The following is an 18,657-nucleotide window of genomic DNA, read 5'->3' as shown; positions in this document are numbered from 1 at the left end:
TTGCTTTTTTAACTCTACGATGTTTTAGCAATCTAACTCCAGTAGTTACCTCTTCTTCTTTAAGATTTCAGGTTTAAACTTTTGCCCTTCTAATTTTCTTAATAGATAACTTTAACTTTTCTCCCTCAATATCAAGCTCTTTTTCCATTTTAAATTTTCTTTTTTTACTTTCTATCAAATCTTTTGCTTTTGTTTTTCTAATAATTTCTTCTCTATTTTTTAATAAAAATCGAGTAATCTTTTCTTCTCCCTTAAACTGAATTAGGATAATATCTTTTGGAGTACAGCTGGCTTCTTTTCTCATTTGCTGCAAATTTCTAATAACTTCTCTTAAGATACCTTCTTTTTTTAACTCAGGACTAATTTTTGTATCTAATTTTAAAGTTTTACCAAAGGTGATTTTCTTAACATTAACTTCTTCTTTAATCAGTTCTAATAATTCTTTTTCTTTCCTTAAATCTTGATTCTTAATTTTTAATTCTTGTAAAGGTTGTTTCACTTTCAAACCAGCCTTTACTCTTTCAGCTAAAGCTAAACCTACTATCTTTCTAACTTCTTCCATTTTTTTATTCAATTTTTTATTAATCTTTTTCTTTTCTATCTTCGGCCAGTCTTCTAAATGAACACTTTTAAAACCTTGAATCTTGAATCTTGAATCTTGAACCTTTTGATAAATTGCTTCACTCAAAAAAGGAATAAAGGGAGCTGTTAATTTAGTTAAAGTTAAAAGCACAAAACCCAAAGTTTGGGAAGCTTCTTTTAACTCTCTCTTTGTTTCCGGTCTTTGAAATCTTTTTCTTGACCTTCTTATGTACCATAAAGACAGATTATTAACGACAAAGTTTTCAAGTAAACGAGCAGCAGCTGTAATATCGTATTTATCTAATAATTTTGTTGTATCTAAAATTAGTTTGTTTAACTTAGATATAATCCACTTATCTAAAATGTTTTTGCTTTTTGGTAAGCTTCTTTTTCTATTAGAGAACGGGGAATAGTTTACAGGAATATATGTTGTGAAAAAACAAAAACAATTCCAGAAATTCATAATAAATTTTTTTAGACGCTCTTGTACATCTTTTTCTGAAAATAATTTTGAATCACCTGGCTGATTGACAGTATAAAAGTACCAACGGACAGCATCTACGCCATATTTTTCAGCAATATACCAGGGGTTAACCACATTTCCTTTTGATTTCGACATTTTTTCACCCTTTTCATCTAAAATATGTCCTAAAGAAACAACATTTTTATAACTTGGACCTTTCCCAACTAAAGTAGAAATTGCAAGTAGAGTATAAAACCAACCCCTGGTCTGGTCCACTCCTTCTGAAATAAAATCTGCCGGAAACTGCTTTCTTTGGTCAATAATCTTTTTATTTTCAAAAGGATAGTGGTATTGGGCAAAAGGCATTGAGCCTGAATCAAACCAACAATCAATTAGTTCAGGAACTCTTTCCATCAAACCCCCACATCTTTGGCAGGAAAACTTCACTTCATCAATATAAGGCCTGTGAAAATCAAATTCTCCTTTTTTGTTAAGAGGCAATAAATTAAATCTGATTCTTCTTAGCTCTCCTGGTTTTATTGTTTTTTTCTGAATTTTTTGTTTAACAAATTCTTCCTGAGATAATCCCCTAAGAGTTCCTTCCAAAATCCATAAGGGGTCTCCATGGCTAATAATTAAAATGGTTTGATTTTGATATTTTCTATCAATTTCTTTTATGAAACTAATCATCCTTCTCCTGCAACTCAACCAATCTTCTCCGTTTTTTGGTTTTTTGTAAAACCTTTCTTTTATGTTTAAAAAAGCTTTATAAAGTTCTTCTTTTCTTTTTCCTTTATAAATCCCTAAATTTATATCTCTCAATCTTCTATCAAAATTTACTTTAAGACCGAGTTCTTTAGCAATAATATCTGCAGTTTTTCTTGTCCTTAAATAATCTGAAGAAAAAATTAAATCAATCTTGGATTTTTTGAGTTTTTTAGCTAAAGTGTTTATTTGTTTTTTTCCTTTTTTCGTTAAACCAAGCGAAGAATTATCTGATTTAGAATAAATTATTTCTTTAAGTCCTTCTACATAAATTGTTTCTCCATGCCGTAAAATAAGATATTTATTGGTACTAAATTTTTGTTTCAAAAGGTCTTGTTTACCGCCTATAACTTCTGAATTTAGACAGGTTTTGCATTTCCAAACAGGTAAAGGAGTCCCCCAATATCTTTCCCGAGAAAGTGCCCAATCTTTAACTTCTCTCAACCACTCTCCGAATCTGCCTTCTTTTAAATAAGCTGGAACCCAATTAATTTTTTTATTGTTTTTAATTAAATCCTGCTTAACTCTCTTCATCTTAATGAACCAGCTCTTTTTTGCATAATAAAGTAAAGGGTTTTTGCATCTCCAACAAAAAGGATAATCATGTTCACATAATTCCTCTTTGAATAAAAGGTTTTTTTGTTTTAAGTCTTCAATTATTAAAGGGTCGGCATCCTTAAAATACATTCCGGCCCATTTTTTAACGTTAAGATTAAATCTCCCTTCTTCGTTAATTGTTAACAAAATCGGAATTTCAGGAATATTTTTAGTTTTATGTTTTTTATTCTGAGTTCTAATCACTTCCATGTCTTCTTCTCCAAAAGCAGGAGCTAAATGAACTAATCCTGTCCCTTCTTCTAAAGAAACGAAATCTCCTAAAATTACTCTGTAGGCATTCTTTGAAGTCTCATAATCTATCGGATATAGACCCTCATATCTTAAATCAATCAAATCCTTTCCTTTAAATTCTTCTACAATCTCCCCTTTTATGCCAGAAGCTGAAATTCTGTCTTTGGCTAATATTAAGTACTCATTACCAATCTTTACTTTTGCATAAGTAAAATTAGGATTTACAGCAACAGCTACATTACCCGGCAATGTCCAGGGTGTTGTTGTCCAGACCAACAGGTAAGAACCCTTAAATTCTAAATTTTTTATCCTCAGTTTTATGAAAATTGAAGGTTCTTTTATTTTTTTGTAGCCCTGAGCTACCTCATGAGTGGAAAGAGAAGTTCCACATCTTGGACAATAATGAACAACTTTAAAGTCTTGGTATAAAAGTCCTTTTTTATAAACTTCTTTTAAAATCCACCAGATTGATTCAATATAATTATTACTACAGGTAATATAGGCATTTTTTAAATCAAGCCAATATCCAATTCTTTCAGTAAATTCTTCCCATTCTTTTTTATAAGTAAAAACGTTTCTTTTACATTCTTTAATAAACTTCTCAATACCTAATTTCTTAATTTCTTTTTTACTCTTAATTCCTAATTTTTTCTCAGCTTCTATTTCAGTAGGTAAACCATGAGTATCCCAACCAGCCTTTCTTGCAACAAAAAATCCCTGCATGGTTTTATAACGACAGATAATGTCTTTAAAAGCACGAGCTAAAAGATGATGAATACCAGGTCTACCGTTGGCATAAGGTGGGCCTTCATAAAAAACAAATCTTGGCCTATTTTTTCTCTTTTTTAAACTTTTCCCAAATATTTTGTTTTTTTTCCAAAACTTCAGAACTCTTTTTTCTGTTTTTGGAAAATTAATTTTCATAATATATTTAAAATATCATTTTAATTCAGTTCTTTCAAATAAAATCCAGTAGAGAAATTTTGACTCGCTTTGCGGAAATTAAGTTTTCTTTCAGAAAACTTTGTCAAAATTCTTCTACTGGGTTACATCTTTTCTGGCGCTGAAATTCCCATTAAATCTAAAGTATTTTTCAAGACAATCTTAGTGGCTGTAATCAAAGAAATTCTTGCTTTCTTTAAATCATCATCTTCCACTATTACCTTACAATCTCGATAAAATCGATGAAAGACTGAAGCTAACTCAACAGCATATTGGGGTATCCTTTGTACTTGATAATCTTTTGCAGTGTCTTCAATAATTTCTGGAAAACGAATGAGTTGCTTAATTAAAGCTAATTCGCTTGGATGACTTAATAGTTTTAAATCCTGATTTTTAATTTTTAATTTTAAACTTTTAACTTTTAACTTTCTCATAATGCTACATATTCTGGCGTGAGCATATTGAATATAATAAACCGGGTTTTTCTCTGATTGTTCTTTTGCTAAACTCAAATCAAAATTCAAATGACTTTCTGGATTTCTCTCTAAGAAGAAAAACCTGGCTGCATCTAATCCTACCTCATCAATTAATTCATCTAAAACAACATAAGTACCTGTTCTCTTAGACATTCTAATCTCTTTGCCTCCCTTAAAAAGTTTTACCATCTGCATGATAATAATTTTCACCTGCTCTTTTTTATAACCTAAAGCTTCAGCTGCTGCTTTTATTCTGTTAACATAACCATAATGGTCAGCTCCCCAAAAATAAATAATATAATTAAATTTTCTCTTAAATTTATTTTTTAAATAAGATATATCAGAAGCAAAATAGGTTTTTTCATTGTTTGACCTTACTAAAACCCTATCTTTATCATCGCCAAATTTACTTGATTTAAACCATAAAGCCCCATCTTTTTCATAAGTGAATTTCTTCTTTTTTAGCAATTTTAAGGCTTTATCTATCTCTTTATTCTTCTCTAAACTTTTCTCCGAAAACCAGACATCAAATTTTATTCCCATTTTTTTAACCGAAGGTTTTATCATCTCTTTTAAAATAATTTTCGCTGCTTTCTGTCCAACCTCATACGGATTATTTCCTTTTATCTTTCCTCTTAAATTATCAATATATTTACCTTTATATACTCCTTCGGGGTCGCCGATAACTGAGTGTCCTAATTTTTTTATTTGTTCTCCAATATCATTGATATAATATTCCCGTTCTACTTTGTATCCTGTTTTGGTCAAAACATTTGCTAAAACATCTCCACAAAATCCCCCTCGACCATTTCCTAAAGTTAAAGGTCCTGTTGGATTAGCAGAAATAAATTCTACCTGAACTTTTTTATTTCTACCTATTTTTAATTCCCCAAACTTTTCTTTTTCTTTTAAAATTTTACCGACTTGTTCTTGTAGATATTTATCAGAAAGAAAAAAATTAATAAATCCTGGTCTAACTGCTTCAATCTTTTTTAATAAATCAGGTTTGAGATTTAGAATTTGAGATTTAAGATTTTCTGCTGTTTCCATTGGCTTTTTTTTCAAAATTTTTCCAATTTTTAAAGCAACACTTGTTGCATAATCACCATAAATTCTCTTTTCCGGATGTTCAATTTGAATTTCAAGAATATCAAATTTTGGAAAAACTCCCTCTTTTTGAAGATTCTTTATTGATTTCTTAATTAAATTTATTAGTTTTTTTCTCACCATAAATTTATTTCTTAAATTGCTCAAAAATCTCCTTAGCTCTTTCAATGTTGATTTTTTTCTCTTTAACCATCTGTTTAGCTATTTTATCAACTGTTTTCCCTTTAGCTCCCACTGCCATGGCTATGTTCCTGACATGCAATTTCATATGGCCTGACTGAATTCCTTCTGAAACCAAAGCTCTTAAAGCTGCCAAATTTTGAACCAAACCTACAGAAGCTATTACCTGGGCTAATTCTTGAGCTGATTTTACTTTTAAAATCTTTAAGGAAATTCTGGCTGTTGGATGAACCTGGGTTATACCTCCTACTATACCAACTGCTATGGGAACTGTCATTTTGCCAGTTAAATTTCCTTCTTTATTTTTTCTCCAGACAGCCAGAGGTTTATATTTTCCTGATTTTGCTGCAAAACCGTGAGCTCCGGCTTCAAGCGCTCGCCAGTCATTTCCAGTAGCCAAAGCTACTGCTCCCATCCCGTTTAAAATTCCTTTATTATTAGTCACTGCCCGGTAAATATCAGTTTCGGCTAAAACTTGAGCTTTGACAATTTTTTGAATTGTTTCTTCAGGAGGAAAACCTTCTTTTTTTAAAGCTTTTTTTGTTACTATTGTCTTTACCTCCACCAATCTTTTTTCAGCTAAATTGGAAACTATTTTCAAAAGAACTTTCTCGCCTATAATTTTTTCAATAAAGGGAGCTGTTTGTTCAACCATCGTATCCACCGTATTAGCTCCCATGGCATCTTTAGTATCAATTAATAGATGAATTCTTAGAATTGGACCGATTTTTGTTTTTTTAAATATTTTTGTTTCTAAATCCTTTGCCCCTCCTCCCAATTCTGTCAAAATGGGGTTTTGTCTATTGGCAATTTTTAAAATTTCTTTTTTTTCTTTTAATATCTTTTTTTTAGCTCTTTGAGGATTTTTTAGATCAATTATATAAATTTGACCTATCATCAAATTTCCTAAACTTTTGGCAAATATTCCCCCGCTTTCTCTTGTTAATCTTGCTCCATAACAAGCGGCAGCTACTACAGAAGGTTCTTCAATAACCATTGGCACAAGATAATCTTTCTGGTTAATTAAAAAGTTTACAGCAATAGCGTATGGAAGAGGAAATGTCCCAATAACGTTTTCTATTATTTTATCTCTTATTTCTGGCTCTAAAAATCCTTTCTCAATTATTTTAATTTCTTTATCAGTTAAATTAGCGAAATTTTTTACAATTTTGATTTTTCCTTTTCTCTTTAACTTGAAAAATTCTGGAATTCTGCTATTTTTTCTCATTAGTTTTAGCTTATCTAATTTTTCTGCTAAAATCAAAGAATGAAAGAGATTACTAAAAACAAAAAGGCTTACTTTAACTATGAAATCTTAGAAAGGTTTAGAGCTGGCATTTCTTTGATTGGACAGGAAGTAAAATCAATAAAATCAGGAAGAATAAGTCTTCAGGGGACCTATGTGGTATTGAAAGATGAAGAGGTTTTTTTAATTGGAGCTAATATTCCTCCTTATCAACCAAAAAATGCGCCTAAAGATTATAATCCTGAAAGAACAAGAAAGCTTTTACTTAAAAAGTCTGAAATTAAGTATTTAATTGGAAAAACAAAACAAAAGGGTTTGACAATTGTGCCTCTAAGGGTTTATAGTATAAGGGGAAAAATAAAATTGGAGATTGCTATCGCTAAAGGAAAGAAAAAGTTTGATAAAAGAGAGTTAATTAAAAAAAGAGAAGTTGAAAGAGAAATAAGGAGAACTCTGCGGGGGTGAAAAGTTTCGACAGAAATTTAACTAAGATAGGCAAGTCGAGTATTCTCAAATCTCGTAAACTTTGAGAGAAAAATAAGTGCCAACTTATTTCAAGAACCTGCATTAGCTTACGCTTAATGCCATCTGCTTTACTGATTCTCGATAAATAAGGTAGGTGTCATATATCGAGATAGATAGTTTTTAAGGTCTAAAGAAACTATCGAAAAAAAACAGACCAAACACAGAAAAGTTTTGTCCAATTTGAATTTTCTGTTATTCTTTAATTGGAATAAGCTTGTAGAATTATCTTAGAAACAATTTTTGGACGCGAGTTCGCGCTCGCCACCTCCACAAAAACTTGATAAAAAAACCATTAATCAACAATCGAATAAGAGCTCAAAAAGTCAGATTGATTGATGATGCCGGGAAGCAGATAGGGATTATTGATTTAGAAAAAGCGCTCCAGATGGCAAGGGAGCGTAATTTAGATTTAATCCAGGTTACAGAAAAAATAGATCCACCTGTTTGTAAAATATTGAATTATGGAAAATATCTCTACCGCTTGCAGAAAAAGGAAAAGGGGGTTAAAAAAACTATCGAAATAAAAGGAATAAGGTTAAGATTTAATATATCCCCACACGATTTGGAAACAAGAATTCTTCAGGCAGAGAAATTTTTAAAGAAAGGAAATAAGGTAAAAATAGAAATGATTTTAAGGGGTAGAGAAAAAAGACTCTCTGGATTTGCAAAAGAAAAATTAAAAAAGTTCATTGAGGATTTAGGAAAAAGAATTTCAATAAAAACTGAAAGTGAAATAAAGAGAAAAGTAAATGGATTCATAGTAATTATTTCCATCAGTAAAGAAGAAAACAAATAAAGGAAAATATGGGAATAAGAAAATCTATTCAAAAACGTTTCAAAATAACCAGGACAGGCAAGGTCTTAAGACGACAGACCGGTATTGACCATTACTTGGCAAAAAAATCAGGGAAAACGAAAAGAAAAAAACGAAAATTGGTTGAATTATCAAAACCTGAAGCAAAAAAAATAAAAAAGTTACTACGTTCTTAGAAACTCATAGAAATTTATGGTTAGAGTAAAGCGAGGCACAACCTCTCATAAAAAAAGAAAAAGGATTCTGAAGCTAACAAAAGGATTCATGTGGGGAAGAAAATCAAAGTATCGCTTGGCAAAAGATGCTTTGTTTCATGCCTGGGCTCACGCTTATGTAGATAGAAAAAAGAAAAAAAGAAATTTTAGAGCTCTCTGGCAAATACAGATTAATGCCGCCTGCCGGGAAAAAGGAATCTCTTATAGTAGGTTTATTAATAGTTTAAAGAAAAATAAAATTGAGCTTGATAGAAAGGTTTTGTCAGAATTGGCAAGGAAACATCCTAAAATCTTTGAAAAAATTCTCGAGAAGGTAAAAAGTTAAAAGACTTTTTCTTAAAAAAAATAGCCATTTAAAAGATGGCTTTTTGGGGTTTTTTACCTTTTTTTCTTTTCTAAAAACTACAGCTCCTGCCGATCTTTCCAAAAACATACTATTTAAAATATTTTAATAATTTATCTATAGATTGAGTATTAATAATATCTTTTTTCTCAGCCCAGCCCCGGCGCGCTTGAGCTACTCCTAATTCTATATATCTCATCTGGTTTTTATGATGGGAATCAGTATTAATTACCATTTTTACTCCCGCCTCCTTGCATCGCCTAATATGCTGGTCATTTAAATCTAATCTTAAAGGAAAAGAATTGATTTCTAAGACAACACTAAATTCCTTAGCTGCCCTCAAGATTTTATCAAAATCAATCTGGTATTCTTCTCTTCTCTTTAACAATCTTCCCGTAGGATGAGAAATAATATTAATATTTGGGTTTTTCATTGCCCGAATTATTCTCTCTGTCATTTTTGCTTTTGTCATCTTAAAATTGGAGTGAATTCCAGCAATAGCATAATCCAATTTCTTTAAAGCAGTATCATTAATATCAATTGAGCCATCGTTTAAAATATTTGTTTCTGCTCCCTGTAATATTCTAAATTTTGAATTTTGTTGTCGCCTACGACTCCCCGTAGGGTTGATTTTGAATTTTGAATTTAATTCATCAATTTCTTTTCTTTGCTGGGATAACTGTTTTTCATTCAAACCATTTTCTATCCTTAAAAATTTTGTATGGTCTGAAATCCCTAAATAGTCATAATGCATTTCCATTGCTTTTTTTGCCATTTCTAAAATTGAATGTTCTCCTCCATCCCAATTTGAATGACAATGCAAATCACCTCTGATATCTTTTTTTTCAATTAATACAGGTAATTTTCCTTTAAGAGCTGCTTCAATTTCTCCCCGGTCTTCCCTCAATTCAGGTGGAATCCATTGCATACCCAAGATTTCATATATCTTTTCTTCATTTTTTCCAGCGAGCATTTTAGAACCCCGAAACAACCCATATTCATTCAATTTTAAACCCTTAGCAATAGCAATTTTTCTTGTAATAATATTATGTTCTTTTGAGCCTGTAAAATACTGAAGAGCTGCTCCATAGCTTTCAGCCGGAATAACCCTGATATCCACATCAAAACCTTGCCTCATTCTTACAGATGATTTTGTAGGTCCTTTCCCCCAGAGCTTGACAATATCTGGCAGAGAAACAAAAAAATCCATTATCTTATTTGCTGAAGCTTTAGCTAAGGCGGATTTTTTAGATCCTTTAACAGTGATTAAAAAATCAATATCACCAATAGTTTCTTTCATTCTTCTTAAAGAACCTACAATAGTAATTTTTTCAACCTCTTTTAAATTTTTCAATTTCTCGTAAATCTCTTTTGCTGCAGGTAAAATCTCTCCCAATAAAAATCTACCTTTACTTTTTTTTAAAAACTCAATTCCTTCTAAAATATTTCTCTCGGTTTTCTCACCAAAGCCAAATAATGGAGCAATTTTATGTAATTTGACTGCTTTCTCTAAATCTTTGATGTTTCTGATTCCTAACTCTTTATACAATATCTTAATTCTCTTTGGTCCCATTCCCTCAACAGCAGTAAGTTCTTCCACATCAACCGGGGCTTTTTTCTTCAGTTTTTCATAGTATTTTACTTTTCCAACTTTTAAGTATTCTACAATTTTTGAAGCAATTCCTTCTCCTACTCCGGGGATTTTTTTCAGTCCCTTTGTCCCCTCTCTTTTGTAAATCTCTCCAACATCTTCTTCCATGTTCTCTAAAGTAAAAGCTGCTTTTTTATAAGCTTGGGGTCTAAAAGGGTCTTCTTCCATTTCCAAATATTCTGCAATCATATAAAATATTTTGGCAATTTTGAGATTGTTCATAATCTAAAAAGAATAAGGGAGTTTAGGAAAAATATGATTTTTAGAAACAATTTCTTCATGAATTAATAAAAGTAAAAGAGCAGAAACAATAGTAAAAAATCCTACTAAAATAAATATAATATTAAATCCATAGAGTGCAACCATAAATCCTCCTATAGCTCCTGCAATTCCAGCCCCAAATCCCAAAGAAGTACTTTCTAAACTCCACTCATAAGCCTCTTTCCCCCTATCAATATGTCTGGTGAAAATAGCTAACCAGGAAGGTACTGCCATTGCCATACCAACGGCATGTAAAATTTGAAAAACATAAATATGCCAAGCCAAAAAGGAAATCATAAACCCAAAAGGAACCAGACCGGTTAAGAATATGCCTAATACCATAAATCGGAAGTCGTCTTTTTCTCCATGGTCTCTATCAAGACGTCTACCTATTGGAATCTGAAGTATAGATTTAACAATCCAATACACTAAAGTGGCAAAGCCTGCTATCTTAGCTCCTTCTGCCAAATTTCCAAACGTAATGTTCTTAACTATAAAGATAGCGAAAATGGGAGCGAGAAAACCCCAAGCGCTGTTCAAAACAAAATCGCTAAATATCAAAGTCTTAATAACTTTATTAATAGCTTTTGACATTGTTACTTTATTTTAGAATAAGCTTCGTTTTTAGCAAGGTTTTGATCTATTATCAAAATCGTGCAAATAAATTATAATTATATAATATGCAGAAAAGTATTCATTGGTGGCAATTTCCGCTTTATTTAATGTCTATTAAGTTAAATTCAGATTTTAAAGAAAAGTTTTTTGAAAAAACCAAGAAAGATTTCAAATCCGTGAAGAAATTAGCTTTATTTTTACAGAGGAAATCAAAATTATATAACAAAAATATTACCACTGACTATAGAATTGTATGGCAATACCATAAAAAAGCAAAGTATATCCCAGCATGGGCTATATATGAGATTTCAAAGAAGATAAAGGTCACACTATTAGAAGTTGAAAGAAACATACAGGGTTATGTTTCTACTTATGGAAGACTTTATATTTTCAGACCACAGTTACCGATAAAGATTACACCCGAGTTCACGTCTATTGCAATTCATATGATGTGCGATGGATGTATTAATAGAAATAATTTTATATATTACCAAAAAGAAGAAAGTGGCTTGAAAAGATTTGAAAAAATAACTTCTAATGTTTTCGGGAAATATAGAATTAAAAAATATAAAAGAGCGCATTATTTTCCAGCTATATTTTCAGTTATCGTAACAAACTATTTCAATATTCCCACCTATCTAAGTGCTAAATGTAGAATTCCTCCCAAGGTACTAAAAGGAGATAAAGAAAATAAAATTGCAACTTTGCTAGCGTTTTTGCACGATGATGGAAATGTCTCTGGGAGTGTAAGGTTTCTATCTTCTAATAAAAAATTCATTATGGATTTGAGAAATATAGTTGAATCGCTGGGATATAAATGTAGTATTTCTACTTTCAAATGGAGAGGTAAAATGACAAGAGAACATTACTCATTATTATTAAGTTATGAATCTGTAGAAAAATTCTTTCAAGGCTGCAATGAATTAATTTTTAAATATCCTAACTTAGGCATCGGAAGAAAATTAAACGAGATTGGTAATATAATAAAATTCAAACACAGGAGTTGGAAACAAAGGAAGAAATTTGAAACCAAAAGAATAATATTAAACGCTTTAAAAGCGGAATCTAAAACTGCTTTTGAGTTACGGGAAATAGCTAATATAAATTTATGGACAGTTTACCATCATTTACAAATGTTAATGAAACAAAATAAAGTTAAAAAGTATAAGAAAGGTTCGCGATTTAAATATCAACTTATCCCGCAATAATTTTAATTATCACCTTCCGCTCTCTAGGTCTGTTATCGAAGTCAATAAAAACGAGGTTTTGCCACGTACCCAAAACTAATTTCCCTTCCTCAATAGAGACAGCTAAAAATGGCTTCATTAAGGCTGAACGAATATGAGCATAACCATTGCAATCTCCCCATTTTTTACAGTGTTCGTAATCCTTTGACATTGGCGCAATTTTTTCTAAAACTCTTTTCAAATCCTCAATCAACCCTGATTCGTACTCAATAGTTGTTATTCCGCAGGTTGAACCGGGACAGGATATCAAACAAATTCCTTCTTTTACACCAGATTTTTTCACAAACTCAGAAACCTTTGAGGTTATATCAATAATATCAGTAAACCCTTTTGTACTAATTGAAAATCTCATAATTATAAATTATTTTTAACATTGGTTAATTTCTCGATGCTTTTAAAAAGGAGGCTTTTCAAAAATATCACTCCCAGTCTAAGCAAAATTATAACTCCCGCTAAAGCAAATAAAAGCTCAGCCGCTCTAATAATCATAGTAAAAGCGGTAGCTGAAGAAATCCCCAAACCCAAAGATTTAAAAGCAAAGGTTTGAATTGCTTCATGGGAACCTAAAGAGGTTGGAATAGGTATTATTGCTGCTAAATAAGTAAAGCCAAGAATAGATAAAGTAGATAAAGCAGAAATTTCTTTTCCTAAAAAATTTATTAAAAACCAAGTTCTTAAATACATTACACCCACTCTAAGGAAAGAAAAAGTAAAACTTGTCCACATTGATTTATTTTGGAATTTAAAAAAATTAAATATTTCTTTTTCAGTATCGAAAGGTTCTTTATCTAATTTTCCATTAAAAATTCTTCCAAATGTTTTTGCTATACTTTCTCTTTTAAAGGTTTTGAAATAAAAAATAAAAATTCCAATAACAAAAAGTAAAAATACTCCGCCAAAAACTATTATTAGATTTTTGGGTGGGAGACCAATTTTATAAAGAAAAATTAATACCCCTATAAAAATGATTATTAAATTAACAGTCCACTCTAAAATCCTATCTATTATTACTGAAGCCGTGGCTTTTGGCCAGGAAATATGAGTTTTTCTTCTTATCTCATAACTCCGGAAAATCTCTCCTAATCCAAGGAGAATTGGCGCCAAAAACATTATACCAAAACCAGCCAAATAAGGCTTAAACAGCTTCCAAAAAGAAACTTCTGTTCCTTCTCCTTTTAGGATTTCTTTCCATTTCCAATTTCCAATTATCATCATCAATAGCGTCAGAATAAAAATTACTCCCCCCTGCCAACCGGTAAAAACTAAAAAAGCATTCTTAATTTCCTGCCAACCAACAAAATTAATAATCCAGATAAAAAGTCCTATACCTAAAAAAAGAGAAAAAAGAAAAAGTAAAATCTTCTTTATCATATTGTTAGCTTAATTATAGCTTTTTTAGTTCTCAAAATAAAATCCGCACCAGATTTTTTGGTGAGGATTGAGTATAAGAAAGATTACTTTTACTAAATTAATTTTACTCCTTCTACTCCAATCTTAACTCGAAAAGATTTAAAACCATTTTTTTTAAAAACTTTCATTAAATTATCTATTCTTTTTTCATTTTTTGCCAAAATTAAACAACAACCTCCACCCCAGCCGCCGGTGGGTTTTGCTCCCAAGACACTATTCTGTAAAGCAATTTCAATAATTTTGTCTAATTTCTCAGTTGAAATATTAAGTCTTTTTAATTCTTGATAGTATTTAAACATCAACCTTCCTAAATCATCTAATTTTTGAAAAATTAAAGCTTCTAACGCTTTCTCAGAAATACTATTTAGGGAATTTAAAATAGGGTTTACAAATTCGGGATTCTCTTTTTTATTTTTTCTTACATAAGAAACAGTTTCTGCTGTTTTTGCTTCTTCGCCGCTCTCAACAACTAATAGGGGAATTTCAAAATCAATTTCTAAAGGCTCAATCCCTATTGATTTTCTGTATTTTAAATAACCTCCGTAAGTAACAGCTGCATTATCTATACCTGATGGAGTTCCGCCATGAGCTATTAAGTCTCCTTGATAGGCAAAATCAGAGATTTCTTTTTTAGAAGGAATTTTTCCCAAAAACTTCAGAACCCCAAGTGCAATGGCTGAAAAAACAGCAGAACTTGAACCCAGGCCCTTGGGAATCTCTGAGTCAATCTCTACCCTCAAACCCTTAAAGTCGTATTTTTTAAAAATATTAGCAATAACAAAAAAGATAGGAGCTAACTTATCTTTTTCAAAAACCTCTTTTGTCCCATCAAATTTATCTTTACTTCTTAAATTATTAATTGTATTAAAAAAGCTAAATAGTTCTTTTTTATTTAAAACTTTTGCTAAACCAAGTTTTTCAGACCTAATAAAAATCCTGTTTTCTTTAGTAGATAAAATCTTAACATTACATCTTTTATCAATACTGCAAACAATCCCTAATTTATCATAGACAACAGCATGTTCCCCAAATAAAATAACCTTACCTGGAGCAGATGTAATTATCATCTTTAGAATTAAAAATCTTGAAGAGCAAATTTATCTTCAAGAAAAGTTGCAATTTTAGAACCGGTAGAGGATGAATTCCAAAAATAGTCATGACCGGGAACACGAAAGGCATGTGAAAAAGGAAGATTTCCGCCGGAGATTTTAGCTAAAACTAATTTAAAAGGAGCTTCAAATAAAGAAAAAAACAAGGTCTTTATTTCTTTTTTGGAAAGCGAATCTCTACCTTCATTATCTAATAGAAGAACATTTTCAGAATTTAAAGCTTTTTCCCAAAAAGGAATGCCTGCCTCAATGGCAAAAACATTTTTTATTTCTTTTTCTGATATCTTTTCCATTACTTTATCAACGAATGCTGCCCCACTAGATAATCCTGCTATAACTATTTTACTATCGGGATTGCATTCCTGAAAATACTCAATCTCATGAGTTAATTTTGTAGATTGATTTTTAAAAGAAGTCAAAAATTCTCTTATGCCTTCAACCTTACCCAAGAAACTATCTTCTGTCCTCCTGTAAGGCACAATTATTGATTTATAACCTAAATCATTTAGGGTTTTTTCAATACCTTCTATAATAGGATAAAAATCTTTTGCTTTCTCTAACGGAGTATTTCCCCAACCGCCAGAGTTAAAAACGATGATAACTTTATCAGGAGAAGCAGAATCTAAGAGCTCTCTAAATTTAGAGTTATCAGGGAAGTCCCCCGGGAAAAAAAGAAGAACCAAAAATGCCACTGAAAAAGAAATACAAATTAATTTCTTTATATTCACATCTTTAATGTAACTATCAAGATAATTTATATTTAATCTTTTTGATATTATAAACTACTTTAATTGGAGAAACAGTCACTATTTCATCACCTATTTTATGCCCCAAAAGAGTCTTACCTATCGGGGATTCTGAAGATATCTTTCCTTCACTCGGATTAGCTTCTAAGGTACCGACAATCATAAACTCATTTATTCGACCACCTGCCTCTTCCAGAGTAACAGTAGCTCCTAAACTTACAATATTTCTTTTTCTTTTCTGAGGAAGTCTGATTAACTCAACGTTTTTTAAAATATAGTCAAGTTCAGCTATTCTTGTTTCCAAAAAACTGAGGTCTTCTCTAAAAGAAAGATATTCCGGGTTTAAATCTTCGGAATGTAAAACCTTAGGTGATTCTCCTTTTGTTTTAGCTGTCTTAATTCTTTTTAAATCCTGATATTCTTTTTTTATTTTTTCTAAACCTTTTTTAGTTAAATAGAATTTATCTGTCATATTAAATATCGAAATATTAGATAAAAATAACCTCTTTTATAGAGAGGTCTAGTAGTCTATATTATTATTTATTATTTATTATTTTTGTTTTCTCTTTAGCGTACTAAGCCTCTCATTTACTCCCTTAGAATTAACAGGGGAAATACCATAATCCAAACACTTTTTAGTGTCCTCGGTTAGTATCAAAAAATCAATTCCTATAATTACAATAATATTAGTATTTTTCTGCATACTTTAATTTTGTTCTCTATTTTGGATTTTTCCATTATAGCCAAAGGAGAATTCTTGTCAAGGTTTTCAATTAACGATAGATATTATCTTTTTAGGAAACCAGTCGCTTCGCTCCTTGTAATTGTTCTACAATTAAGAAAATTCTCTTTTTATTTTTTTAAAATTAATTTAAAATTAACTAATAGTATATAAGAACCTGCCTCGCTCTGCTCGGCAGAACCTTGATTCTGCGAATTAAGAACCATGCCTCGCTCCGCTCGGCAGAACCTTGATTCCTCCGGAAATTAGATATTAGAAATATGTTAGAACTTGATGGTTCAAAATATGAAGGCGGTGGAGCTATATTGAGAGTGGCAACTGCTTTAGCAGCAATTACTAAAAGAAATTGCCGTGTTTTTAATATTCGAAAAAAAAGACCAAAGCCCGGTTTGAGATACCAGCATCTTTTAGGACTTCAAGCTTTAGCCCACTTTTGTAATGGAAAATTGGAAGGCAACTATTTAGGGTCAACTGAAATAAAATTCTATCCCGGCTCAAATTATCAAGAACATATCTCAATTAACATTCCAACAGCAGGAAGTATTACTTTACTTTTACAAACATTAATTCCTCCTTCTATTTTTGCCCATTCGACAGTCCCAGGGCAAACTCCCAAATATATAAAAATTACTTTCAATGGTGGTGCTACCGATACCTTTTTCTCACCAACTATTGATTATTTTCAATATGTTTTTTTAAAATTATTAGAAAGAATGGGAGTTAAAGTAGAAATTAATATTTTAAAAAGAGGCTACTATCCAGAAGGTGGAGCAAAAGTTGAGGTGAAAATTTATCCTTCGAAATTAAAACCACTCCATTTAATTAAAAGAGGTCAACTTCAAAAAATTTCAGTAATTTCCGGGGCTTCAGAATTATTAAGGAATAAAAAAGTGGCAGAGCGTCAAGTTGCCGGGGTAAGAGAAATTTTTGGGAAATTAAAATTGCCTATTGAGGAAAAAGTAGAATATTATCAACCCCAATGTCCTGGCAGTCAGATTTCTCTAATAGCCGAATTTGAAAACACGATTATTGGAACTGATAATTTTGGGAAATTGGGAAAAAGAGCAGAAGATGTTGGTAAAGAAGCAGCTTTGGAATTATTAAAAGAAGAAAAAAGCAAAGCTTGTCTGGATAAACATTTAGGTGACCAAATTTTAGCCTACTTAGCCTTATCTCCTAAAAAATCCCAGATTACAGTTTCAGAAATCACAAGTCACTGTAAAACTAATATCTGGGTAATTGAAAAATTTATTAATGGGAAGTTTGAAACAAAGGAAAATTTGATTGTTTGGCTACCAGCAAAATAATTCTTTTTTCTCTATCAAAGCTTTTTTGCAATCTCTGGTTGGAAGAATTTGTTAATTTTAATTTCAATTGGAGTTACCTCCTTTATTTCATTATCTTCGATTATAACTCTCAATAAGAGACTTTTCATTGTTTTTTCAGAAAATCCCTGGTCAAAAATAAAATTTCCTAAAGAGTAAGCTATGTATCTACTTTTGTATTTCTTTATTGGCTGAATTACATGGGGGTGATGACCAACTACCAAATCAACTCCAGCATCAATTGCTGTTTGGCTAATAGAGATTTGGAAAGAAGTTGGTTCTAAGAAATATTCCTCACCGTAATGAAAAGAAACAATTACTATATCAGCTAAATTTTTAGCTTTTTTTATTTCTTCTATCATTCTTTCTTTCTCTAACCATGAAATTCCCGACCTCTCATCTGTTGCTTTCCAATATTCTGAACCTAAATTAGTATAGGCTAAAAAAGCAATCTTAGTGTTATCTTGTGGTAAGTTTGTCGAACCATTTATTTCTTTTATTATTGGGGAATAAGCCTCTTTTTCATTAAATCCAGCCCCAACATAATCTATTCCAGCTTTCTTCAATCTTAAAAATGTATCTTCCATTGCTTCTCTTCCATAATCAAAAATATGATTATTAGCCATCGATAAAACATCAAAGCCGGCAAAAACTAATCCATTAATAGTTTCAGGATTTGACCTAAAAGAATAAATACTGCCCACTTTTCTTCCTTTGTCTGAGATTGGTCCTTCAAAATTTCCAAATAAGATTTCTGCCTCCTTTAGATAATCAGCGATTTTCAAAAAAGGAAATTTGTAATCACCCTTTCCCTCTTTTAAAATTATATGTTCTATTCCTCTGTCAAACATTATATCGCCGACAAAAATTAAAGTTATAGGTTTTTTTAAGGGCTTTTTTGGTATTATTAATTGGCTAGAGATAACTCTAAAATAAAGACTATCTATTTCAGCATTAAAATCAAAAAAATAAATAGAAAAGAAAAATAATAATACAAATAATAAAAAGAGGGAGTACTGATTTTTAACCTTTGAATTTTTCATT

The 18,657-nt window shown here is 31.0% G+C and carries 17 protein-coding genes and 1 other RNA gene; 7 read left to right on the top strand and 11 right to left on the bottom strand.

The annotated features are described in order from the left end of the window. Nucleotides 1-73: 73 nt before the first annotated feature. The 3 genes from IB617_01220 to IB617_01210 form a co-directional block, all read right to left on the bottom strand. Entirely contained in the window at nucleotides 74-3,583 is a 3,510-nt protein-coding gene (locus IB617_01220; protein UZE93436.1) for a class I tRNA ligase family protein, read from the bottom strand. A gap of 122 nt (nucleotides 3,584-3,705) precedes the next feature. Continuing rightward, nucleotides 3,706-5,307: an arginine--tRNA ligase gene (locus IB617_01215; protein ID UZE93435.1), complete on the bottom strand. Its 1,602-nt coding sequence runs from the start codon at nucleotides 5,305-5,307 to the stop codon at nucleotides 3,706-3,708. Nucleotides 5,308-5,311: 4 nt separating this feature from the next. After that, nucleotides 5,312-6,592, bottom strand: coding sequence for a hydroxymethylglutaryl-CoA reductase, degradative (locus IB617_01210; GenBank protein UZE93434.1), 1,281 nt, complete (start codon nucleotides 6,590-6,592; stop codon nucleotides 5,312-5,314). Between the two features lie 39 nt (nucleotides 6,593-6,631). Here IB617_01210 and smpB point away from each other — a divergent pair, with 39 nt between their 5' ends. The 5 genes from smpB to rplT all read left to right on the top strand — a co-directional run bounded on the left by smpB (nucleotide 6,632) and on the right by rplT (nucleotide 8,489). Continuing rightward, nucleotides 6,632-7,075 carry an SsrA-binding protein SmpB gene (smpB, locus tag IB617_01205; GenBank protein ID UZE93433.1) on the top strand — a complete coding sequence of 148 codons (444 nt, stop codon included), beginning with the start codon at nucleotides 6,632-6,634 and terminating at the stop codon, nucleotides 7,073-7,075. Further along, nucleotides 7,068-7,408: a transfer-messenger RNA gene (gene ssrA / locus IB617_01200) on the top strand. The genes smpB and ssrA overlap by 8 nt, the downstream gene beginning before the upstream one ends. Nucleotides 7,409-7,412: 4 nt before the next feature. Beyond that, on the top strand, nucleotides 7,413-7,931 hold the full coding sequence (gene infC / locus IB617_01195) for a translation initiation factor IF-3 (protein ID UZE93432.1): 519 nt from the start codon (nucleotides 7,413-7,415) through the stop codon (nucleotides 7,929-7,931). An 8-nt stretch (nucleotides 7,932-7,939) separates the two neighbouring features. Next, the gene (gene rpmI / locus IB617_01190; GenBank protein UZE93431.1) at nucleotides 7,940-8,125 is read left to right on the top strand and encodes a 50S ribosomal protein L35; all 186 of its coding nucleotides are present in this window, start codon (nucleotides 7,940-7,942) and stop codon (nucleotides 8,123-8,125) included. A gap of 16 nt (nucleotides 8,126-8,141) precedes the next feature. Then, nucleotides 8,142-8,489, top strand: a complete 348-nt coding sequence (rplT, locus tag IB617_01185) for a 50S ribosomal protein L20 (protein UZE93430.1) — start codon at nucleotides 8,142-8,144, stop codon at nucleotides 8,487-8,489. A gap of 109 nt (nucleotides 8,490-8,598) precedes the next feature. Here rplT and polX read toward each other — a convergent pair whose 3' ends face one another. Next, on the bottom strand, nucleotides 8,599-10,380 hold the full coding sequence (gene polX, locus IB617_01180; GenBank protein ID UZE93429.1) for a DNA polymerase/3'-5' exonuclease PolX: 1,782 nt from the start codon (nucleotides 10,378-10,380) through the stop codon (nucleotides 8,599-8,601). 3 nt (nucleotides 10,381-10,383) lie between these two features. Further along, nucleotides 10,384-11,013 (bottom strand): MFS transporter, encoded by a 630-nt coding sequence (locus IB617_01175; GenBank protein ID UZE93428.1) that lies wholly within the window; start codon nucleotides 11,011-11,013, stop codon nucleotides 10,384-10,386. Between the two features lie 86 nt (nucleotides 11,014-11,099). Between IB617_01175 and IB617_01170 the strand changes: the two genes are divergently transcribed. After that, complete coding sequence (locus IB617_01170; GenBank protein UZE93427.1) at nucleotides 11,100-12,242, top strand: hypothetical protein; 1,143 nt, start codon at nucleotides 11,100-11,102, stop codon at nucleotides 12,240-12,242. Here the strand turns inward: IB617_01170 and IB617_01165 are convergent. The 5 genes from IB617_01165 to IB617_01145 form a co-directional block, all read right to left on the bottom strand. Continuing rightward, nucleotides 12,229-12,633 (bottom strand): YjbQ family protein, encoded by a 405-nt coding sequence (locus IB617_01165; protein ID UZE93426.1) that lies wholly within the window; start codon nucleotides 12,631-12,633, stop codon nucleotides 12,229-12,231. The genes IB617_01170 and IB617_01165 overlap by 14 nt on opposite strands. Nucleotides 12,634-12,635: 2 nt before the next feature. Continuing rightward, nucleotides 12,636-13,652 carry a flippase-like domain-containing protein gene (locus IB617_01160; protein UZE93425.1) on the bottom strand — a complete coding sequence of 339 codons (1,017 nt, stop codon included), beginning with the start codon at nucleotides 13,650-13,652 and terminating at the stop codon, nucleotides 12,636-12,638. Nucleotides 13,653-13,744: 92 nt separating this feature from the next. Next, complete coding sequence (mvk, locus tag IB617_01155; protein ID UZE93424.1) at nucleotides 13,745-14,758, bottom strand: mevalonate kinase; 1,014 nt, start codon at nucleotides 14,756-14,758, stop codon at nucleotides 13,745-13,747. Nucleotides 14,759-14,766: 8 nt separating this feature from the next. Continuing rightward, nucleotides 14,767-15,528 carry a hypothetical protein gene (locus IB617_01150; protein UZE93423.1) on the bottom strand — a complete coding sequence of 254 codons (762 nt, stop codon included), beginning with the start codon at nucleotides 15,526-15,528 and terminating at the stop codon, nucleotides 14,767-14,769. A gap of 16 nt (nucleotides 15,529-15,544) precedes the next feature. Next, complete coding sequence (locus IB617_01145) at nucleotides 15,545-16,018, bottom strand: GreA/GreB family elongation factor (protein UZE93422.1); 474 nt, start codon at nucleotides 16,016-16,018, stop codon at nucleotides 15,545-15,547. Nucleotides 16,019-16,548: 530 nt separating this feature from the next. Here IB617_01145 and IB617_01140 point away from each other — a divergent pair. Next, entirely contained in the window at nucleotides 16,549-17,595 is a 1,047-nt protein-coding gene (locus IB617_01140; GenBank protein ID UZE93421.1) for an RNA 3'-terminal phosphate cyclase, read from the top strand. A gap of 14 nt (nucleotides 17,596-17,609) precedes the next feature. Here IB617_01140 and IB617_01135 read toward each other — a convergent pair whose 3' ends face one another. Then, nucleotides 17,610-18,656: a CapA family protein gene (locus IB617_01135; GenBank protein ID UZE93420.1), complete on the bottom strand. Its 1,047-nt coding sequence runs from the start codon at nucleotides 18,654-18,656 to the stop codon at nucleotides 17,610-17,612. Between the last annotated feature and the right edge of the window lies 1 nt (nucleotide 18,657).

Source organism: Candidatus Nealsonbacteria bacterium, from assembly GCA_026016225.1.
In the GTDB taxonomy this organism is placed as follows: Bacteria; Patescibacteriota; Minisyncoccia; order Minisyncoccales; family JANBVM01; genus Nealson33H.
This window is presented reverse-complemented; position numbering and strand designations above follow the sequence as displayed.

Coding starts and splice junctions, on each gene's coding strand:
- IB617_01220 (UZE93436.1), bottom strand. CDS start 3,583: ATGAAAATTAATTTTCCAAAAACAGAAAAAAGAGTTCTGAAGTTTTGG.
- IB617_01215 (UZE93435.1), bottom strand. CDS start 5,307: ATGGTGAGAAAAAAACTAATAAATTTAATTAAGAAATCAATAAAGAAT.
- IB617_01210 (UZE93434.1), bottom strand. CDS start 6,592: ATGAGAAAAAATAGCAGAATTCCAGAATTTTTCAAGTTAAAGAGAAAA.
- smpB (UZE93433.1), top strand. CDS start 6,632: ATGAAAGAGATTACTAAAAACAAAAAGGCTTACTTTAACTATGAAATC.
- rpmI (UZE93431.1), top strand. CDS start 7,940: ATGGGAATAAGAAAATCTATTCAAAAACGTTTCAAAATAACCAGGACA.
- rplT (UZE93430.1), top strand. CDS start 8,142: ATGGTTAGAGTAAAGCGAGGCACAACCTCTCATAAAAAAAGAAAAAGG.
- polX (UZE93429.1), bottom strand. CDS start 10,380: ATGAACAATCTCAAAATTGCCAAAATATTTTATATGATTGCAGAATAT.
- IB617_01175 (UZE93428.1), bottom strand. CDS start 11,013: ATGTCAAAAGCTATTAATAAAGTTATTAAGACTTTGATATTTAGCGAT.
- IB617_01170 (UZE93427.1), top strand. CDS start 11,100: ATGCAGAAAAGTATTCATTGGTGGCAATTTCCGCTTTATTTAATGTCT.
- IB617_01165 (UZE93426.1), bottom strand. CDS start 12,633: ATGAGATTTTCAATTAGTACAAAAGGGTTTACTGATATTATTGATATA.
- IB617_01160 (UZE93425.1), bottom strand. CDS start 13,652: ATGATAAAGAAGATTTTACTTTTTCTTTTTTCTCTTTTTTTAGGTATA.
- mvk (UZE93424.1), bottom strand. CDS start 14,758: ATGATAATTACATCTGCTCCAGGTAAGGTTATTTTATTTGGGGAACAT.
- IB617_01145 (UZE93422.1), bottom strand. CDS start 16,018: ATGACAGATAAATTCTATTTAACTAAAAAAGGTTTAGAAAAAATAAAA.
- IB617_01140 (UZE93421.1), top strand. CDS start 16,549: ATGTTAGAACTTGATGGTTCAAAATATGAAGGCGGTGGAGCTATATTG.
- IB617_01135 (UZE93420.1), bottom strand. CDS start 18,656: ATGAAAAATTCAAAGGTTAAAAATCAGTACTCCCTCTTTTTATTATTT.